Consider the following 15586-nt stretch of genomic DNA (forward strand, 5'->3'; position numbering starts at 1 on the left):
TACGGTAGACGCAGAATACCAACGGACTAGCTGGCAGCCGGGGCGTTGACGTCCTCAGGCAGAGCGTTCTTAGCCTGCTCGACGATTTTGGCGAAAGTAGCTGCATCAGAAACAGCAATCTCAGCCAGCATACGACGGTCCAGCTCAAGGCCCGCCAAGCGTACGCCCTGGATGAAACGGTTGTAGGTCATTCCGTTCGCTCGAGCAGCAGCATTAATACGGGTAATCCATAGACGGCGGAAGTCACCCTTACGCTTGTGCCGGTGTTGGTAGTTGTATACATACGAGTGCAACAGCTGTTCTTTGGCCTTGCGGTACAGGCGAGAGCGCTGTCCGCGGTAGCCGGAAGCCCGCTCCAAGACGGTCCGGCGTTTCTTCTGGGCGTTAACCGCCCGCTTCACACGTGCCACGCGTATCTCCTTCAGTAGTCGATGATCGGCGGGGTCTTAGCTACACGGCCCCACCACAAAGTTGTGTGTAAAAAGAATGCTTAGATACCCAGCATTTTCCGGATACGACGAGTGTCACCCTTGGTCACCGCGACATCGCCCTTCAAACGACGAGTCAGTCGCGACGACTTGTGTTCCAGGTAGTGGCGACGGTTGGCACGCTGACGCATCAGCTTTCCGGTACCGGACACGCGGAAGCGCTTTGCGGCACCCTTGTGAGTTTTCATCTTCGGCATAGTTGCCGTTCTCCTTCGTGGTTGTGCTGACTCCCCCAGGAAGTCAGACTGAGCTCGGTGCCCTCCACCAAACTCTGTTGCCCTTCATCGCGTGATCGATGCGGGTACGGGTTCATCGTGACCGCTGAGCTAGCTCTTCCGAGGTGCCCGCGGCTTGGGCCCCGGCTTCGGAGCCTGGGAGGAAGACGTTGCTGAGGAACCCATCTTCTTCAGTTCCTCGGGCATGGCGTCTCCCACCAAATTCTTGACCTCGCGGTCCTTGGCCTGTTGCTCTCTGGCGGCCTTCGCTGCAGCAGCAGCCCGGTCGCGACGAGAGCCACCGCCAGAGCGTTGCGGTGACGACGGCTTCTTCGCGTCTTTCTTATCTCTGCGGTTACGCAACGGACCCACAACCATCACCATGTTGCGACCGTCCTGTCGCGGAGCAGATTCAACTTCGCCATACTCAGCTACGTCTTCAGCAAACTTCTCCAAGAGCTGGATCCCCAACTCTGGGCGCTGTTGTTCACGGCCACGGAACTGAATCATCGCCTTGACCTTGTCCCCAGATTTCAGGAACTTTTTGGCCCGGCCAGTCTTGGTCTCATAGTCGTGAGTATCAATCTTCAGACGGAACCGCACCTCTTTGAGTGTTGTTGAGGCTTGCTTCTTCTTCGATTGACGGGCCTTGACCGCAGCTTCGTATTTCCATTTGCCAAAGTCCATGAGTTTAGCCACAGGGGGTTTGGCTTTAGGAGCAACCTCAACAAGATCCAGATCCGCTTCGACCGCCAGACGCAAGGCGTCTTCAACACGCACGATTCCGACTTGTTCACCCTGCGGGCCGACAAGGCGGACCTCTGGCACGCGAATGCGTTCATTGATTCTAGGCTCGTTAATGCTGTTCTCCTCAAATAGTCTGTCGCAACGGCACAGGGCCACCGCGTTACCTCGCGGAATCGTGACACAAAAAATGCCTCCCTGTCAGACAGTGGAGGCTAAAACGTCACTCTGAGATGTTGAAAGCGTGACGTCTCTTCAAGGGACTGCTCAGCAATACCCTTGGCATAACCCGGAAACTCGGTATCGTCGCGATACTTCCTGCTAGCGCGGGTGGGAGCAAACCTCCACTTGTCTACCGACCTATGGTAGCAGGTCTCGCCTCGATATCCAACGCAGTCCCGGCGACCCGCGGGGTAAACCTTGAGCAATATCCATAGAGCTATGCCAAGCTTAGACCTATGACAGAACCACACTCCCACGACCACCTGTCCGACGAGCAACTCGACGACCTCCAGCACGGGGTCGAGGATCAGGTTCGCGAAATTCAGGACGTTCCTGCCGTGGAACTCATTAATACCACCGCAATCCACCTGATGACCGCAGCAGCGGTGAAATGCGGACTGGCGGACCTGCCCGATGCCGCAGAACAAACTGACCTCGATGAGGCCCGCAAGCTCATCACGGCCTTGGCCGGTCTGGTCACGGCAGCTGCCCCGGAAATCGGTGGGGCACACGCGGCTCCCCTACGTGATGGACTGCGCACCCTGCAACTCGCTTTCCGCGAGGCCTCAACCGTCCCAGATGAACACGGCAAAGGCCCTGGCGAGAAGTTTACCGGCCCCGTCTACGGTTGACTCACGCTACGAATCTATTCTCATCCCCGCTACCTACCCGGTATATACCAGGCCGGTAGTGGGCTTGAGCTAGCGTCAACTTGGCTACCGTTCAGGTTCTCGTCGGGTGATGTGGGCATTCACTGCCGGGCTAAACAATATGACTAACGCTACGGCCGCAGGGACAAGGAACGCGATGCCATACCACCAGTCAGCCGTGGAGAAGTAGTTAAAAGACAGGACAATGGCGAACAGCTCAATCACCATGACCGCTGCCCTGGTCCAGGCTTTACCTTTTACGACGCCATAGGCTGCTACGATCAACCAGATCGCTCCGATGGCTAAGAGAAAGGCGAGGAATAGCTCTGCCCCCAGGCCTAAGGTGCCATCTCCGATGTTCAGTACGGCCAGCACAGCCGAGACCGTAAGGACAAGCCCTTGGCAACCCACAATGAGGCTGAGCAACCACACCAGTGGTGCACGACTATCCACGCGATTGTCTTCGATGATGACCACCCCTGATTGTGCCCCTTTCCGGATCATTGTCTCATACCATCACGGGCCCACCGGCCTACTCTCCACCCCACGTAGGCAAACTTCAGGTGAACTAACAGGCTAAAAGGCGCACTGTCAAGAGCGCTCACTAAAAAGACGGAATGTTATGCCCCATGCCACAGTGGACGCAAATTGAGAGTGCTGTTGTGACAAATATCTCTTCAAATTTGACATTTCGGTGACTTTAGTCTCTTGCACGGAGCAAAACCACATGAAAACATTATTAACAACAGTCGACGAGCCGGTACAGGCCGGGCTCACAGCGTCGCACCCTCTCCGTTTTCTCGCGAGTTCTTCTCATTGTCTCCTCTGACAAGCTGAACTGTTTCTTACGGACAGCGGTCGCGAGCCATACCAGCAGCGAAAAGGAGCAATTCATTATGGATTGGCGTAGTAAGGCAGCGTGCCTGGATAAGGATCCAGAGCTCTTCTTCCCGGTGGGCAACACCGGTCCCGCGTTGTTGCAGATCGAAGAAGCTAAGGCAATCTGCAACCAGTGCCCTGTCATGGAACAGTGTTTGCAGTGGGCCATCAGCACCGGTCAGGATTACGGTGTCTGGGGCGGTATGAGCGAGGACGAGCGTCGCGCACTGAAGCGCCGTAAGGCTCGTGCCCGCCGGGCTTCCTAAGCCGAAGAGCCAGCACCCTTGAGAAAAGGCCCAGACCACACTTTTGAATCAGTGCCACCGAGACTGATCTTTGACCGGTCGTTTCACCGCCCTGAGCAATCTGCCAGAGCCTGAAACGACCGGTGTTTGTCTGCAGTACACGAAGGCCACGTAGGACAGGGCTCCGGAGCCCTGTTGGCCCACTTCGGTCTTTCTCACTCCTACTCAACCGGGATACTAACCCGAGCCAAGGTGCCACGACCGCCGGGGGTTGCCAGTTGCCATGAGATTGTTCCGTGCAGGTCCGAGGCCACCAACGTGCGGATAATTTGTGTGCCCAGCCCTCCGGCACTCGTCGCTGAGGTATGCTCCGGACGATCTGGACCGCGCGTGCCCTGGTAGCCGGGCCGGCCAGGACGACCCGAGTCTTCAATCTCGACGATCAGGTGCTCAACGGGTCGTGATGTGAGCTCGGTTCCGGGCAAATTTTCCGGGATTTGGGTGCTGTAGTAGGCCCGGAACCATACCGTTCCCCCCAGTTCGGAGTCGAGGCCGTGTTCCACCGCATTGGTGGCAAGCTCGTTGACGATCAATGCCAGCGGGGTGGCCAGTTCACTCGAGAGTTGCCCGAAGGCCGTGGAGATTTCGGTGTGGATGTCCCGCCCGGTGTTAGCGATGTCTACCGCCATCGTGAATTGTTGGGAGAGCAACTCGTCCATGTCGATGCGACGATCCACCGATTGTGACAGGGTTTCGTGAACCCGGGCAATGGTATCAACCCGCCCCATGGCTAGTAGCAACTCATGTTTGGCTTCCGGGGAGGTCATGCGACGTGATTGCATGCGTAACAGCGACCCGACGGTCTGCAGATTATTCTTCACCCGGTGGTGGATTTCCTTAATGGTCGCGTCCTTACCGATCAGCTGTCGATCACGATGGCGCAGTTCGGTGACGTCTCGAATGAGTAATACGGCGGCATAACGCTCTCGGTGTCGATCTCGTAGCGGGATCGACCGTATCGACAGAGACACTTTTCGAGTTTCGATCTCTGTGGTCTCCGTGCTGACACCATAAAGAACGCTAGGTAGCAGGTGGTCGGTGTGGCCTCGCGGGGGCAGGTAGTCGGTCACGACGCGGGAAAGTTGTCGGCCTTCCAGCGGTTGCCGGATTCCGAGTTTCCGGAGCCCGGACACTGCGTTCGGCGAGATGAAGTTAACGAGGCCTTGGGCGTCTAATCGAATCATCCCGTCACCGACCCTGAGATCTGACAACGATGGCCCATGGCGTTGATCGGGTTCTGGCCACAGTCCCCTGGAGATCATCATTAATAAATCTTGGGCCGACCGGTGGTAGGCCTGTTCCAGCCGGGAAGAATGACGTTGTCGCGCGAGGTTCTTGTGCACCGACAGCACGGCCAGTACCTCGTCGCCGTCGACCACCGGCCAGACCGTGACGCCAAGAGCTGCCGAGCCTTGCAGTTGTTCGGATCCGTTGACGGGGATGCCGGTGCGCAGCACCTGCATCAGCAACGGCTGAAGTCCGGTGCGTGGGGCGGAGCCGATCAGATCGCGGATCAGCGTGGTTTGGGCGGTGAAGGGGCGGGCTTGGGCTGCTGCCACAAAGTCTGCTTGGTCGGGTTTTCCCGTCGCATCCCGGGTGTTAATACTCGGGAGCCAGAGGACCAGGTCAGAGAAGGCGAGATCGGAGAGGATCTGCCAGTCCCGAGGTAGCCGGCTGACCGCGGGTGGCAGTCGCAGAGCCGCCGTATCCGGGCCAGCCGAGGCCGGTGGCTGGGCACGATCAGATCGGTCGGGGTACCGTTCGTGGTGCATGATGCCAGCCTAGCGGGACGCGACGACGCCCCGGGAACCAAGACCGAAACGCACACTGGTCAGCCCCACCGACGGGCGGGGCTGACCAGTGGTGGCGTGTCACACCGAACCGGGGCGGACTCGGGGAGTACTCCTAGACGATCAGGGTCCGCAAACGGTGCAGAACCACCGTGAGCATCGCCAGGTCGGTGTGCTCGCCTTCTTCGGGTTGCAACTGCGCTCTGATTTCGTCGAAGAAGCCCTTGACACGGTGCACACGCCGCTTGTGGTGGGCCCGCCAGTCTTCCACGGCAGCTGAGACCTCTTCGTGGGTGTCGTAGGTGAACGCCTCGGCGGTCTGTTCCACGATGACCGAGGCCAAATCTGACAGCCACCCGTAGAGGTCTTCACGGATGGAGACGCGGGCTAGGGCATCCCAGCGGGTCCGGCGGGACAGATCGGTGATCAACTCCAGTAGCTTCTCAGCGTCGAAGTAATCCTGACCGTGGAAGTAGACCCGTGCGATACCGGCAGGATCCTGATCGAACCGGTCGGCAATGCCGGCGATATCCAACAAACTGTAGGATTCGAACAGGGTTGCCACGGTCTCTGCCAATTCGTCGCCGACGCCAGCCTCGCGGAGTTTCGTAGCACGGCTGGTGGCCGCCTGATGCATATCGCCGGTGAGCAACTGCCCGATCTTTGGTTGGACGGCTGCCACGGTGTCCTGGAACCGTTCAATACGGGAGTGCATCGGCTCGGTGGTGAGCTGGTGGTGGATCAGCCAACGCATCAGCCGGTCGGTGAGCCGGCGGACATCTTGCAACATCTGCATCCGCACCCGGTGGTCCAGCGTGGCGGGAAGATCATTGATCTGTTGTTGCAGGGCCGGTAGCTGGTAGATTTCTTCGGCGACGATGAAGGCGCGTACCAGGGTCGACAGGTCCGCGGCGGTTTCTTCCTCGGCCCGGAAGATGACGGTGATGCCGCCGGAATCGATGACGTGGTTGGCTAGGCGGGTGGCGATGATCTGGGCACCCAGCGGGTGTTGCAGGATCGCATTCTCACCGGTTTCTTGTAGCCGTTCGGGGAAATAGCGCACCAGCCACCGGCTGAACCAGGGATCGGTGACGATATCGGTTTCCTGTAGCTGCCGTGCCAGGGTGTTCTTGGCGTACGCCAGCAGGATGGACAGTTCTGGAGTGTAGACCGGTTTGCCGTCCTTCAACCGCTGGTTCAGTGTGGCATGGGAGGGGATTGATTCCAGCTCGCGGTTGAGCCCACCGTGCTCTTCCAACCAGCTCACATACCGGATCAGTGCTGGCATCCAGTTCAGGCTGAGCGATTCTTCCACGCGAAGCAACCGGTTCTGGCTGGCGTTGGTGTCTAGCACCAGGTGCCCGACCTCATCAGTCATCGAGGCCAGCAACTCCTCGCGATCCTCAGCTGTCAAATCCCCGGAGGCGATCATGTTCTCCAGCAGGATCTTGATGTTCACCTCGTGATCGGAGGCATCCACACCCGCGGAGTTGTCTACCGCGTCAGTGTTGACGCGCACGCCGTGGGCGGCAGCTTCCACGCGGCCGGCCTGGGTTGCACCCAGGTTTCCGCCTTCACCGATGATGCGTGCCCGAACCTGGGAACCGTTGATACGGATCACGTCATTGGCACGGTCCCCGACGTCCTCACTGGTTTCGGACTCGGCCTTGATGTAGGTTCCGATACCGCCGTTGTAGAGCAGGTCAACCGGTGCCTGGAGGATATAGTGAATCAACTCCTCTCCGGACGCCGAGGTCACCGATTCCTCCAGGCCCAGGGCTTCACGCATCTGCTCGGTAATCTCAATGGACTTCGACCCGCGGTCGAAGACGCCACCACCGGCGGAAATCAGGTCGCGATCGTAATCAGCCCACGTCGAACGAGGGGTGTCATACAGCCGGCGACGCTCAGTGTAGGACGCCTCGGGGTCCGGGTTGGGGTCAATAAAGATGTGCAGGTGGTTGAACGCTGCGATGAGCTTCAGATGCTGCGATCGTAGCAGTCCGTTACCGAACACGTCACCGGACATATCACCGATTCCGACCACGGTGATCGGGTCGTGATCGGCATCTAGCTCCAGAGCAGCAGCATGGGAGCGTACGGACTCCCAGGCACCACGGGCGGTAATACCCATTTGCTTGTGGTCGTAGCCGACCGACCCGCCGGAGGCAAAGGCATCGGCCAGCCAGAATCCGTATTCCGCCGAAATGGCGTTCGCTGTATCGGAGAAGGATGCGGTGCCCTTATCGGCAGCCACCACCAGGTATGGGTCGGTGCCGTCGTGGCGGATCACCCGCTCTGGGGTGATCACCGTGGTCTCTTCGGCGCCTAACTGCTGGTTATCGGTAAGATCCAGCAGACCGCGGATGAAGGTCTGATAGGCATCACGACCGGCTTCGAACCAGGCATTACGGTTTTGGGACGGATCCGGCAGACCGTGGGCAAAGAACCCGCCCTTGGCGCCAGCCGGGACGATCACGCCGTTTTTGACCTGCTGAGTTTGCACCAGGCCGAGGACTTCGGTGCGGAAATCTTCAGCGCGGTCCGACCAGCGCAGACCACCGCGGGCAATCTTGTCGTAGCGCAGGTGGGTACCAGAAACCTGGGGGCTGTGGACCCAGATCTCGAAGGCCGGGCGCGGTTGTGGAGCGAAGTTGATCCGTTGCGGCAGGATCTTAAAGCTCAAGCGAGGGCCACCACGAGCCGCCGAGGAGTTGTGGGGATCCAAGTAGGCATTGGTCCGAACGGTAGCGTCGATCACGGTGATGAAGGCCCGCAAAATACGGTCGGCGTCCAGACTGGCGACATCGTCCAGGGATGCTAAGACCTTGTCCCGGGCCTGCTCGGTGGCCTCCACCCGGGCCTGACTGGCCTCCCCGTCGCTTTCTTCGCCTTCAGCTTCGGTTGCTTGCGGGTCGAACTTGGTGGCGAATAGTTCCACCAGACCGCTGGTTGCCACCGGGTTGTTCAGCAGGGTGGTGGCCACCAACTCGAGCGAGGAGGGGAATGACAGCTGACGCAGGTAGTGGGCGTAGGCGCGCAGGATGGCGACTTGGCCCAGTGGCAGTCCGAGTTCAATACCCAGTCGGTTGAACCCATCGGAAGAGTTGGTGCCGATCAGCGTGGCCGCTGCGGTTTCTTCCAGCAGGCTGGCCACCACGGTCAGGTCGAGTTCGTGTTCGGCCTGGACCCCCAAGTCGTAGAGGAAGAACTCGCGTTGATCACTCGGGCTGATCATGAACGGGTATTCGTCAATGACGCGTAGCCCCATATCGCGGAAGACCGGGAGCACATCCGAGAGGTCTTTAGACTCTTTGGAGTAGATCTTCACCCGCGCCTGCGAGCTATCGGAAGCATCCGGGATGGCATAGACCGTGGGTTCGTTATCGTTCAGGGCGGTGAACCGGGAGATGTCCTCCAGTGCGTCTTCGACCTCGTAGCGGACTCGGTATCCGGGAGGGAAGGCCTCGTCCCAGATCTGAGCTGCATCAACGCCGCTCTCTTCGCCGAAGACGGCCACGGCTTCTATATCAATGCCTTCTTTCCACGACCGGATGGCCTGAGCCAAGTCGTGGCGCAATTGGCTCATGTCCAGCGATTCCACGACGCCAGTGTCCTGGTACTGGCTGGCAATTTTGATTCGGAAGGTGACCCGAGCCAATACTGCCTCGCCGAGGAGCACCTGGTATTCAAGGGATTCACCGTGCAGGACATCCATCAAGATGTTCTGGATGCGCTTGCGCACTGAGGTGTTGTAGCGGTCTTTGGGCAAATACACCATAGCCCGGGCGTAGCGTCCGAAAGGATCCTGATGGACATAAACGGCACTACGACGTCGCTGGCCGATATGCAGAACAGATTCCAAAGTTGCCCAAACCTGTTCTGACCCGGACTGCAAGAGCTCTTCGCGAGGGTAGGTCTCCAGATGGTCCAGCAATTGCTGTTCCGAGTGGGAGTGGGGACCGAATCCTGAAAGCCGCACCACTGCCCGCGCTGTTTCACGAGCGACAGGTAGCTCCTGAACCGGGGTGGTACGAATTTTCGCGGTGAACAAACCAATAAACCGGTTCTCTCCGGTCACCTTACCGTTCTCGTCGTAGGTCTTGATGGCCACGTAGTCCATCGGAACCTGGTTCTGCACCCGCGAGACGGCGTTCGTTTTCGTCACGATCAGCGGATTGGGTACCTGGATCTGTTGCTGACCGGACTGGGTCAGCGGCCGCCTTCCCGTTCCTTGACGTCGCGACAGGACACCGAGGCTGTTGGCACTCTCCCCGGCCAGCACCACGTCGCCATCGGCGGTGTGTTCCAGATCGTAGCGACGGTATCCCTGGAAAATGAATCCGCCCTTGACCATCCATTCCAGCAGTGCTGCCGTCTCATCGACACCACTTGTTGAAGTCGGTGCCTGCTGACGGAGTTGGTCAGCAACCTGTAGCGCCTGGGTCCGCATTTTTTCCTGGTCCCGAGCGACCAGCGAGACGTCTTCCAGACTGTCCGACAACTGTTGCTCCAGCTCTGCAACTTCCTGTTCGTCAACCTTTTCGTAAAGCCGGATGCTCATCCAGGACTCGATACTGACCGTGGTTCCTTTCGGACCCAGCAATGCGTCGGATGCGATGTTTTCGGCTGTTTCACCGCTGAGGCGGGGACCGGTGCTAGGAACCGGGAACACGGACTGCAACTCAGCTGTCTCAGCGTCACGGTGCACGATGAACATTGGGTGGTTGATCAGCTCAATCCCGTGGCCGGAGCCACTGAGCACCGCGGTCACCGAATCCACCAGGAACTGCATATCCTGTTGGACCACGTACACTGTGGTGACGTGTCCCGCATTGTGAATGTCAACGCTGGCCTCGTGCGCGGGACGAGCCATAGCGAGCTCGAGGTGGTGGTCCAGAATCGAGCGGGCATCAGCATCGCCCAGTTTCTCTCGGTCCTCTGCTGAGAGATCATGAAAATAGGCTTGTGCGAGTTCTTCCGTTCCGGTGGACTCCTTTGTCCACAGCGGTTGTGTCCGAGTCATTCAGTCCTCTATCAATAGAACGGGTCTGGTCTTTCACCGGCTCTGACCGGTCGAGAAAGATGGTCACGCCTTTGCAACCATCTTCCACCCTAGAGAGTTCTCTCAGCCGATGAAAGACTCCATGGAAGGCATATCCCGGATGAGAAAGATTTCTCAGCTAACGGCGATGACGGGCCCGCCGGAGTTGCCGACGGGTCCGGGGTTGGTCTATATGGTCCTGGTTCTCCTGGTGTCTGCACTGCCCCGCTTCGGGAGCGTGGGAGTCCGAGGCAAACAGTACATGGTGTCTCCCCGCTTCCGGCGAGAACTGCTGTTGCCGATGCTGAGCTTGATGGTGAGTGTGTTGTCGCGAGCGCGAGTCAGGCGGTTGTGGCGACAGCCGACGCGCGAGTTCGTTTACCGCGCGTCGCAACGGCGACTTCGGAGCGACTTCGATCAGTGCCTGCCCCCGCAATAAGGCGGTACGACACTGCTGGGGTTGATCCGGCAAGAAAACCTCCAGCTTCAGCTGCGGCCCAAAACGTTGCCACACCTCGGTGATGCCTCGTTTCGGGTTGAATCCAGAACTGGCCGAACTGACCTGGTTGAGCACTGGAATCACCTCCCCGGAAATCTGCTTTTCGCCGATCTGCTCAATCCCGCCGATCAAGCGCGGTAGCCCAATTGGGTCGGCGGTCCCGACCGCGACGACGGTGTCGGCGGCGTGGATGGCACTCAGCGTGGCTGCATGACGTTGTGGGGCCGGAATGTCGAAGCTGAGCTCCTCATCTTCTTCCAGCCCGAATCCGGCATCGATCACTACCAGGTCCCAGCCGCTTCGGGCCTGGGCAAAGATTGTCTGCAAGGAGCTGGGGCGCAACTCTGCCCACCGGTCCGGTCGTGTCAGGCCGGTTAACACGTCGAGATACTGACCGCCCACACCGACCCTGTGGCAATGCGATCTGAGTTCCTCGACGCTCAGCCGGTGATGCTCAGCCGCTCGCGAGGCCTGAGCAATTCCGGCCGAGTCGTCTAATAACCCCAGCATGGTGGCCACACTGGCGCCGTGGGTGTCGGCATCGATCAGCAGCACGTGTTTGCCCCATGTCGTCAGTTCTACGGCCAAGTTGACCGCAACCGTGCTACGTCCCACGCCACCGTGTGGCCCCCACACGGCGATGACGTTCCCGGCCTGACACCTCGCCCCGTAACCCAGGTCCTCTGGGTGCTCCTGCTGGCCTGGATCCGTCTGGTGCGTTACACCACTGGTGGGATCCGTTTGCAATAAGGCTCGCAATGCGTGGTCGGTGGCATCGCGGGATTCATGAGGTCTCAAGGGTTCGGTATCGCGTGCCCGTGGCAAGGTGGGCTGGAGGTTCTGAATCCATTCGATCAGTTCTTCACCGGTGGTTTCGGCCCTGATGACCTGAATGTCTAAGGCTTGGAGCCGGTGACGCTCGGCGGGCATATCGCAAACCACTCCCCAGCGCAGATGTTCCATCCCCGACTCGGCGAAAGCGTCGGTGGTTTCCAGACCCACCTCGTGATAATCCTCGGCGATCAGTGCCACATCGATCATCCCACTACGGGCCAGGGCAATCAGTTCGGCCACCGATCGGCACCGGTGAGAGACCATCACCTCAGATTGCATTGACTCAATCGCGGCGATGTGATCGAAACGGGCTGAAAAAGTCGTGGCAACACGCACAGCAGTCATCGTGTTCCTACCGTTCGTTACCTGGGCTAGCCGGGACGATGCTGATCTTGGCTGAAGCTGCCTGGGCATCAATGATGGCTGGTAATTGCTCAGGAGTGAGCAAGACATAGACCGTCAGCGTGGAAGAGGCACCTAACCCACTGCGTTGGTCCTCGACAGCGACAACCTCGGCGGACTCAGCGGTGAGCTCGGCGTTGGTATACCCTTGGCGTTGGTCGTCTGGCTGGGACACCCATAAGTCGACTCGGGAGCCAGGTTGCACGGCATCGGGGACATCTTCCGCAGTCCGAATAGCGAACTGCTGGCGATCTTCCGGGTCGTGTTCCGAGACCGTAGCACGGGGTAAGAACTCGCCCTGACGAATCGTGGAGGTTACTGCAAAAGTCTCCGGTAACGGCTCATCGGCCGACCAGTAGTGTCCATCTGCTTCCGACAAATGCGCCTGCACCACGGTAAAATTCTCAGCGGTGATCGGTTCACCGGGTGCTGCGTCAGCCGAGGCGGCCCAGTACCCCTGCCGAGAGTCTGTCGCCTGCACCACAAACACCATGGCGACCACTGATAAGACCACCAAGAGGATGCCAATCACCAGTTTGGGGTCTTTGAATCCGGGACGTCGGATCCGCGCTGCGATGGGGCGAGGGTCTGTGGCCATGGGGGTCTTTCTGTGTCTCGTCTCTTTCGATGCTGAGTCATGAGTTGGTGGGAGCAAAGAACCATTGGCATCTACGAGTACGAAAAACGATCATGCCGGTGCCGGCCCCCTGTCCACCGTAGGGATTTATGTGACCGAATGCACTCAATGAGGGAAAAATGTGGACAATTCGCCTCGTCTATGACGCAACGTGTCACAATAGGAGCAACAGAGAGCGATCCTGTTTAGGGTCTTAAACCTCTAAAACGACTTCGCTGGAAAGGACGTGACATGCCACGCTTTCTGACCCTCCCAGATGTCGCTGAAGAGTTGCAGATTTCTGTCGGTGCCGCTCGCAACCTCGTCCAGAGTGGGGAACTCGAGGCATTTCAAATTGGGGGCCGCGGACAATGGCGGGTGGATTCAGAACGTTTTGAAGCGTTCATCCAGCGGTTACACGACGAACAGCACGCCAAGATCGAAGAACAAAAGTCAGCTCACCAGAACTAACTGTCTGAGGCAGTACGTAATTGTCCTCGGCCACTATCGGTCGTCGAGAGCCACAGCAGACGTGGCGATCATTTGTATCTGGTCCACGGGAATCAGCCGTAGTCCCCGCACTGCAGGTCGCCTGCGGAATTCGTCTCGGGCATGTATGGCTACCTCGCAGTAGTCCTGTCCCACCCGATCGACCGTTCCTTCCACATAAATTCTTCCCCACCCGGCCGTGATAGACACCGGCTCTCGTCGACGCGCTAGTTGACGCAACACGCTCGTGAGTCGCGGTCCGCTTCGTAAGGTCGATTCCGGCGGTCGAGCTGTTCGCGTTTCTGCTTCCAGGCCCGCTATGGCGCGTTGCGGTATAACGACTGCACCGGACTGCGTCCGACCACCAATCCAGTCTGGACCAACTGAAGAGACCAACAGCCGCTGATGTTCTCCATCGGCAAATGTCATCTGCACTGTCTCTCCCCGGTGTCCTCTCAACCGGTCCGCAAAAGAGGTTTCCGCCCAGTGACCGCGCGTAAAATCAGCGGCCTCAGCATCACGAACCTGCCGCAGTTCCACGCTCATTTGGTGTTCGAGATCAGCAAAAAATTCGTCCCAGCGCATGGTGCCTCATTATTCCTGCTTACCTCTTTCGTGGCAATCATCACCATTTTCCTTTCAGCACCATTGACCGCGTTTGATGATGTTTGATAATTTTTTGGGTACTTAGACAGTTTTCAAGCCCTAAGGAGAGCCCATGGCAGTGGTGAAAAGCTCATCGTCCTCCGGTCAATCGGGTCTTCGCGCCTCCGATGTTTGCTTGGTGCTGATGAGCGTGATCTCCGGCCCGCTGTTGTGGTGGTTCAGTACTGCGATCAGCCCCACCTCGGCGCAGACCGCATTGTCCACCCTGGAATACCTCATCGCCACAGCATGCTCGGTGATTGGGATCGGCATCTGTGCGCTCTGCGTCATCTATGCTGTGGTGAGTCTTCTTGGAGTCACCCTCTACCGTTGCGGTCACCGCATTCAAGGTGTCGCGACCTTGCAGGTCGTGCCCGTGGCTGGTCGGCGACTCATCGCGACGTTATGTGGGATCAATCTCCTCATCGCCTCGCCGGCCATCGCCGGCGAGACTACCCACGACGGTTTAGCCTTGTCTGATACAAGAGCAATTGAATCTTCTCAACGAGAGCACATTGCCGGCTGGGACGTGAGCGCCCGTGTCTCTCCCGACCGTGAACACACCGGACTGCACACTCCGACTGACGTTGTTCCTGGCTGGATTCCCAATCTCAACTACGACACGTCGGGAGACGACGCTAGCTCCGATGCAGTCCCTGATGTCCCCGGCAAAACCGTCATCGTCGGTACCGGTGAGTGTTTGTGGGATATCGCCCATGAAGAGCTCGGGGCAGATGCGACCATACATGAAATTGATCTCCGTTGGCGCCAGTGGTGGTCCCACAACCAAGATGTGCTCGGATCCGACCCCCACACTGTTAGTCCAGGAACGGTTTTGTCCTCCCCACCTTTTCACTCCTAAACCCGTTTTGTCCGCCCACGATCTGTTCTTCCCACCGCCTATCCTTATGAGGAGATAACCCCATCATGACGCTCCCCTCCGTCTCTGCGACTGCTGGCCCTCAGTCCGTCCAACAGCGCGCACTCCCCCGACAGTCCAATTCTCCGGTCAGTAAACCAGCTTCAGTCTCCGTCAGTCCCGTCCCGTCAGCGCTGACGGGATTTCACGACGAGAAACTAGCGGCGTGGACCAACACCCGCTCTCCGCTCATTCACTTCAAACCCGGTACGGTGTCCACCCCGGCCATTAGCACACCAGACCAAACTCCTGCAGACACGGAGCCTGTTTCGCACCGGACTCCCGCTCAGTTGCCCGACGCCACTCCCCAGGACGATCCGGTCGCCAACCGCCAACGGCAGATAGCCCAACGGGCCCTGGCAGAACAGCGTCGAGCCACCGAACGCCACCTGCAAACCATGACCCGAGTGCTCGGCCAAGCTTGTGTGGAGATTGAATATGGGTTGCGAAGCTACCACCAACTTCAAGGGTGGATGTCGCTGGAGATGATCGAGAAGATGAGGTTTCGGGCCCAACTCGCCCAGCAGGGTCGACCCCAGGAATCGGACGGTCAAAAACCGATGAATGTTCGGGTACACCGAATGCGACTACAGCGAACCCCTTCGCAGTGCTACGAATCCAGTGCCACCATTATTGTTGGCAACCGATTGCGGGCGATGGCACTTCGTTTTGAGAAGCACCGCGACAGGTGGAAAGTGTGTGATTTCGAGTTGGGGTAACCCTCACCTGGGTAACAGACACCGTTGCCCAAACCTAGCTACTCATCCCAAATGCGCCAGTGCCGAAACTTCTCACATGCTGAGGCCCGCAACCCTACCGGATCGCGGGCCTCAGCCAAGCCGTCA

14 protein-coding genes are annotated in these 15586 nt (G+C 58.7%); 6 read left to right on the forward strand and 8 right to left on the reverse strand.

Translation table 11 applies throughout. From position 1 onward, the window contains the following. Positions 1-26: 26 nt before the first annotated feature. The 3 genes from rplT to infC all read right to left on the reverse strand — a co-directional run bounded on the left by rplT (position 27) and on the right by infC (position 1531). On the reverse strand, positions 27-410 hold the full coding sequence (gene rplT / locus DYI20_RS01200) for a 50S ribosomal protein L20 (protein ID WP_110098616.1): 384 nt from the start codon (positions 408-410) through the stop codon (positions 27-29). An 80-nt stretch (positions 411-490) separates the two neighbouring features. Continuing rightward, on the reverse strand, positions 491-685 hold the full coding sequence (gene rpmI / locus DYI20_RS01205; protein ID WP_110098615.1) for a 50S ribosomal protein L35: 195 nt from the start codon (positions 683-685) through the stop codon (positions 491-493). Positions 686-814: 129 nt separating this feature from the next. Next, positions 815-1531 (reverse strand): translation initiation factor IF-3, encoded by a 717-nt coding sequence (gene infC, locus DYI20_RS01210; protein ID WP_233487812.1) that lies wholly within the window; start codon positions 1529-1531, stop codon positions 815-817. 374 nt (positions 1532-1905) lie between these two features. Here infC and DYI20_RS01215 point away from each other — a divergent pair, with 374 nt between their 5' ends. After that, positions 1906-2301 carry a DUF1844 domain-containing protein gene (locus tag DYI20_RS01215; protein WP_110123387.1) on the forward strand — a complete coding sequence of 132 codons (396 nt, stop codon included), beginning with the start codon at positions 1906-1908 and terminating at the stop codon, positions 2299-2301. 84 nt (positions 2302-2385) lie between these two features. Here DYI20_RS01215 and DYI20_RS01220 read toward each other — a convergent pair whose 3' ends face one another. Next, positions 2386-2772: a hypothetical protein gene (locus tag DYI20_RS01220; protein WP_146206275.1), complete on the reverse strand. Its 387-nt coding sequence runs from the start codon at positions 2770-2772 to the stop codon at positions 2386-2388. A 443-nt stretch (positions 2773-3215) separates the two neighbouring features. Between DYI20_RS01220 and DYI20_RS01225 the strand changes: the two genes are divergently transcribed. Beyond that, positions 3216-3464: a WhiB family transcriptional regulator gene (locus DYI20_RS01225; protein WP_110098613.1), complete on the forward strand. Its 249-nt coding sequence runs from the start codon at positions 3216-3218 to the stop codon at positions 3462-3464. A 200-nt stretch (positions 3465-3664) separates the two neighbouring features. Here the strand turns inward: DYI20_RS01225 and DYI20_RS01230 are convergent, their stop codons facing one another. The 4 genes from DYI20_RS01230 to DYI20_RS01245 all read right to left on the reverse strand — a co-directional run bounded on the left by DYI20_RS01230 (position 3665) and on the right by DYI20_RS01245 (position 12670). Next, a complete protein-coding gene (locus DYI20_RS01230; RefSeq protein WP_110100260.1) occupies positions 3665-5275 on the reverse strand; it encodes a sensor histidine kinase in 1611 nt (536 codons plus the stop codon). Positions 5276-5408: 133 nt separating this feature from the next. After that, complete coding sequence (locus DYI20_RS01235; protein WP_122548695.1) at positions 5409-10319, reverse strand: NAD-glutamate dehydrogenase; 4911 nt, start codon at positions 10317-10319, stop codon at positions 5409-5411. A 157-nt stretch (positions 10320-10476) separates the two neighbouring features. Then, positions 10477-12015, reverse strand: coding sequence for a CpaE/TadZ family protein (locus DYI20_RS01240; protein WP_166769864.1), 1539 nt, complete (start codon positions 12013-12015; stop codon positions 10477-10479). A 7-nt stretch (positions 12016-12022) separates the two neighbouring features. After that, a complete protein-coding gene (locus tag DYI20_RS01245; RefSeq protein WP_122548697.1) occupies positions 12023-12670 on the reverse strand; it encodes a CpaB family protein in 648 nt (215 codons plus the stop codon). Positions 12671-12940: 270 nt separating this feature from the next. On the opposite strand from DYI20_RS01245, the gene DYI20_RS01250 reads away from it, so the two are divergent. The 4 genes from DYI20_RS01250 to DYI20_RS01265 all read left to right on the forward strand — a co-directional run bounded on the left by DYI20_RS01250 (position 12941) and on the right by DYI20_RS01265 (position 15460). Further along, entirely contained in the window at positions 12941-13159 is a 219-nt protein-coding gene (locus tag DYI20_RS01250; RefSeq protein ID WP_110098608.1) for a helix-turn-helix domain-containing protein, read from the forward strand. Between the two features lie 504 nt (positions 13160-13663). Next, entirely contained in the window at positions 13664-13849 is a 186-nt protein-coding gene (locus DYI20_RS01255; RefSeq protein ID WP_110098607.1) for a hypothetical protein, read from the forward strand. A 46-nt stretch (positions 13850-13895) separates the two neighbouring features. Then, entirely contained in the window at positions 13896-14684 is a 789-nt protein-coding gene (locus DYI20_RS01260) for a LysM peptidoglycan-binding domain-containing protein (RefSeq protein WP_110100255.1), read from the forward strand. A gap of 65 nt (positions 14685-14749) precedes the next feature. Continuing rightward, entirely contained in the window at positions 14750-15460 is a 711-nt protein-coding gene (locus tag DYI20_RS01265) for an Rv3235 family protein (RefSeq protein ID WP_110098605.1), read from the forward strand. Positions 15461-15586 lie beyond the last annotated feature (126 nt).

The sequence above is a fragment of the Auritidibacter ignavus genome, from assembly GCF_003703835.1.
Classification (GTDB): Bacteria; Actinomycetota; Actinomycetes; order Actinomycetales; family Micrococcaceae; genus Auritidibacter; species Auritidibacter ignavus.

What these genes read in the sequence shown, in the direction of transcription:
- DYI20_RS01265 (WP_110098605.1), top strand. Translation starts at nt 14,750, where the DNA reads ATGACGCTCCCCTCCGTCTCTGCGACTGCTGGCCCTCAGTCCGTCCAA.
- DYI20_RS01245 (WP_122548697.1), bottom strand. Translation starts at nt 12,670, where the DNA reads ATGGCCACAGACCCTCGCCCCATCGCAGCGCGGATCCGACGTCCCGGA.
- DYI20_RS01240 (WP_166769864.1), bottom strand. Translation starts at nt 12,015, where the DNA reads ATGACTGCTGTGCGTGTTGCCACGACTTTTTCAGCCCGTTTCGATCAC.
- rpmI (WP_110098615.1), bottom strand. Translation starts at nt 685, where the DNA reads ATGCCGAAGATGAAAACTCACAAGGGTGCCGCAAAGCGCTTCCGCGTG.
- DYI20_RS01250 (WP_110098608.1), top strand. Translation starts at nt 12,941, where the DNA reads ATGCCACGCTTTCTGACCCTCCCAGATGTCGCTGAAGAGTTGCAGATT.
- DYI20_RS01260 (WP_110100255.1), top strand. Translation starts at nt 13,896, where the DNA reads ATGGCAGTGGTGAAAAGCTCATCGTCCTCCGGTCAATCGGGTCTTCGC.
- DYI20_RS01235 (WP_122548695.1), bottom strand. Translation starts at nt 10,319, where the DNA reads ATGACTCGGACACAACCGCTGTGGACAAAGGAGTCCACCGGAACGGAA.
- DYI20_RS01225 (WP_110098613.1), top strand. Translation starts at nt 3,216, where the DNA reads ATGGATTGGCGTAGTAAGGCAGCGTGCCTGGATAAGGATCCAGAGCTC.
- DYI20_RS01215 (WP_110123387.1), top strand. Translation starts at nt 1,906, where the DNA reads ATGACAGAACCACACTCCCACGACCACCTGTCCGACGAGCAACTCGAC.
- DYI20_RS01230 (WP_110100260.1), bottom strand. Translation starts at nt 5,275, where the DNA reads ATGCACCACGAACGGTACCCCGACCGATCTGATCGTGCCCAGCCACCG.